4 protein-coding genes are annotated in these 3,207 nt (G+C 63.8%); all 4 read right to left on the bottom strand.

The genetic code is table 11. From position 1 onward, the window contains the following. Window positions 1–114 precede the first annotated feature (114 nt). Window positions 115–549: a flagellar motor switch protein FliN gene (gene fliN, locus E4L98_RS08660; RefSeq protein WP_135201161.1), complete on the bottom strand. Its 435-nt coding sequence runs from the start codon at window positions 547–549 to the stop codon at window positions 115–117. 42 nt (window positions 550–591) lie between these two features. Further along, window positions 592–1,572, bottom strand: coding sequence for a flagellar motor switch protein FliM (gene fliM, locus E4L98_RS08655; protein ID WP_135201160.1), 981 nt, complete (start codon window positions 1,570–1,572; stop codon window positions 592–594). 12 nt (window positions 1,573–1,584) lie between these two features. Then, window positions 1,585–2,100 carry a flagellar basal body-associated protein FliL gene (gene fliL / locus E4L98_RS08650; RefSeq protein ID WP_135201159.1) on the bottom strand — a complete coding sequence of 172 codons (516 nt, stop codon included), beginning with the start codon at window positions 2,098–2,100 and terminating at the stop codon, window positions 1,585–1,587. Window positions 2,101–2,328: 228 nt separating this feature from the next. Next, a partial coding sequence (locus E4L98_RS08645) for a flagellar hook-length control protein FliK (RefSeq protein WP_135201158.1) occupies window positions 2,329–3,207 on the bottom strand: 879 nt, incomplete at its 5' end.

Below are 3,207 nucleotides of genomic sequence, written 5' to 3'. Positions count from 1 at the left end.
TGGCGGCGCTGGTCGCATGCGCGCCGCCTATGGTACCGGAAACGCTGCGTTGGGCCATAGCGGGCGCGGCGGCCAAGGCCGCCGCGCAAAACAGGGTAAGGATCAGTCCGGGCTTCATTTATTCAGTTTTCGGATACGTTCGGACGGCGTGATGATGTCGGTCAGGCGGATACCGAACTTGTCGTTCACCACCACCACCTCGCCCTGGGCGATCAGGCAGCCGTTGACCAGCACGTCCATCGGCTCGCCGGCCAGGCCGTCCAGTTCCACCACCGAACCCTGCGCCAGTTGCAGCAGATTCTTGATGGCGATCTTGGTGCGGCCCAGTTCCACCGTCAGCTGGACCGGAATGTCCAGGATGAAGTCGATATCGTTGTGGGTTTCGGTCTTGCTGGGCGCACTGCCGAAATCCTTGAACACGGCAGCCTGGGCCGCGGCGGCGGCCTGGGCCTTTTCCAGCGCGGCGGCTTCCGCCTGCGCCTGTTCGGCGATCGCCGCACCCCAAGGATCGTCTTCGTCCAGCGGTTGATCGTCTTGATTGTCCGACATGTTTCTCTCCTGTGTTGCAGTCACCGGGCGCGGGCGCCGGCGTTATTTAAGATTATCGGCGTTGGCCAGCAGTTTCTCGACCTTCAGCGCATATTGTCCGTTCTTGACGCCGTAGCTGCAATCCATCACCGGCACGCCGTCCACCGTGGCCGAAATGAATTCCGGGATCTGCAGCGGAATGATGTCGCCCACGCGCATGTTGAGGATTTCATCGAAGTTGACCTTGGCCGTGCCCAGCGAGGCCACCAGCTCGACTTCGGCGATCTGGATCTGCTGGGTCATCAGGCGGATCCAGCGCTTGTCCACTTCCAGCGCCTCGCCCTGCAGGCTGGAGGTCAGCGAATCGCGAATCGGCTCGATCATCGAGTACGGCATGCAGAAGTGGATCTGGCCCGACACCGAGCCCAGTTCCACCGTGAAGGTCGACGCCACCACCACCTCGTTCGGGGTGGCGATGTTGGCGAACTGGGTGTTCATTTCCGAGCGGATGTATTCGAACTCGACCGGATACACCGGTTCCCACGACTTGGTGTAGGCCTCGAACACGATGTCCAGGATGCGCAGGATGATGCGCTGCTCGGTCTGGGTAAAGTCGCGGCCCTCGACGCGGGTGTGGAAACGGCCGTCGCCGCCGAACAGGTTGTCCACCAGCAGGAACACCAGGCCCGGATCGAACACCATCAGCGCCGTGCCGCGCAGCGGCTTCATGTGCACCAGGTTGAGGTTGGTCGGCACCACCAGGTTGCGGATGAACTCGGAATACTTGGACACCCGCACCGAGCCGACCGACACCTCGGCGCTGCGGCGCAGGAAGTTGAACAGGCCGACGCGCAACAGGCGCGCGAAGCGCTCGTTGATAATTTCCAGCGTCGGCATGCGCCCACGCACGATACGTTCCTGGGTCGCCAGGTTATAGGTGCGTACTCCCGCGACATCTTCCTGCGTCTGGACGTCGTCCTGATCGCCGTTGACGCCCTTCAGAAGGGCATCGACTTCTTCCTGGGAGAGAAAATTATCGGCCATGGTTCTACGGTGTTACTGAATGATGAAGGAGGTGAACAGCACGTCCTCGATTTCCTGCGGCGAGCCGCGGTCTTCGAACGGATCCTTCAAGGTGGTGATGATTTCCTTGGCCAGCTGGACCTTGCCTTCCGGAGTGCTGAGCTCGGCCGCGTGCTTGCTGGACAACAGCAGCAGCATGCGGCTGCGCACCTTGGCCATGTTGGCCTTGATGTTGGTTTCCTCTTCCTCGTTCTCGACCTGCAGGGTGATGGCCAGCTGCAGGTACTGGTCGGCGCCGCTTTCACCGGGCTGCAGGTTGACGGTGAACGGTTCGATCGGAACGTACTTCGGCGGACCTGCCGGCTTCTTGGATTTTTTCTTCTTGGCCGGCGCTTCGTCATGTTCTTCGGCGTCGGCCTTGCCGTGCATGAAGAACCAGGCGGCGCCGCCGCCGGCTGCGCCCAGCAGCAATACCACGGCCAGGATGATGATGATCAGTTTCTTGCTGCCGCCCCCGGAGGGCGCCTCAACCTTCTGATCAGCTTTCATTTTTGGATTCGCTTTCAAAATAGCCCTTGCGTGCGGTGGAAGTGGTGTACGCCGTCATTATGTCATTATCGGCTCTGCCCGCGCAGCGAGATACGCCGAAAAGAAGGGCGATCACGGCCCTGCTTGACATTTCCGTAGTGTAACAGACAACAACCTGGCCCCAAACCACGTCATGCCGCATCGGCGCTGCGCCGATACGGCATGACTGAGCAGGCGGCAGGTGCTGTTTTATGCAAACGTGTCCACGGCGCCCGGCGGCAGGCGGCGTGCCGGTGGCGCGCTGCGCTGGACTTCCGCGCCCGTGGTGTCGCCGGCGTAGTTGCCGCCCGAGCGGCCAGTGCCGCCATTGCCGCTGCCGGCGCCGAAGCTGCCGGCCTGCTGGCTGGACGCATTGCCGCCCTGGTCCTGCATGCCGGCCGAGACGGTCGCGCTGCCGAGCTGGATGCCGGCGTCGCTCATCATTTCTTTCAGTTTCGGCATGGCCGATTCGAGCGCCTGGCGCACTTCCGGCGCGGCCGAGGTGAAGGCGGCGGTGGCCTGGTCCTTGTTCACGCTCAGCACCACTTGCAGCGGGCCGAGGTCGGGTGGATTCAGTTCCATGGTTGCGCTCTGCTCGCCACCGGCGGCCATGAAGACGATCTTCTGGCCCAGTTGCTGATCCCAGCCCTGGCTGCCGACGCGGCTGCTCAGCTTGTCGGTCGGCACGGCGGTGGCGGCGCGGGCGATTTCCTGCGCCGCGTGCGCGGCGGTCGGCGCGATGGTGATGTTGCTGGCTTCCTTCAGCGCGGTGGCCACTTCGGCATTCGCCTTGGTCTGGGCTTGCGGCGTGGCGGTCAGCTGGGCGCTGTCGGCGCCGGCGCGCTGTTGTTGCTGCGTCTGCGAAAGCTGCGGTTGTGCGTCGGCGGCCACGGTGGTCTTGGCGTCCGCGTGGGGCGCGGTATCCGCTTTGGCGGCCGTCAGTTGGTCGACAGTGAAGGCGTCCGCATTCTGATCTGCGGGCGTGGCGGATGCCGCATCGGCCGTGGTGGCGACGGTCTGCTGCCCGACGGCATTGGCTTTGCCATCGGCGCCGGTCCTGGCCGCCGCGGCGCCGGCTGCCGCCGCGGC

Origin of the sequence: Duganella callida (assembly GCF_004614165.1) — a bacterium.
Lineage (GTDB): Bacteria > Pseudomonadota > Gammaproteobacteria > Burkholderiales > Burkholderiaceae_D > Rugamonas > Rugamonas callida.
The sequence above is the reverse complement of the archived record's forward strand: the minus strand, read 5'-3'. Positions and strand labels throughout refer to the sequence as shown.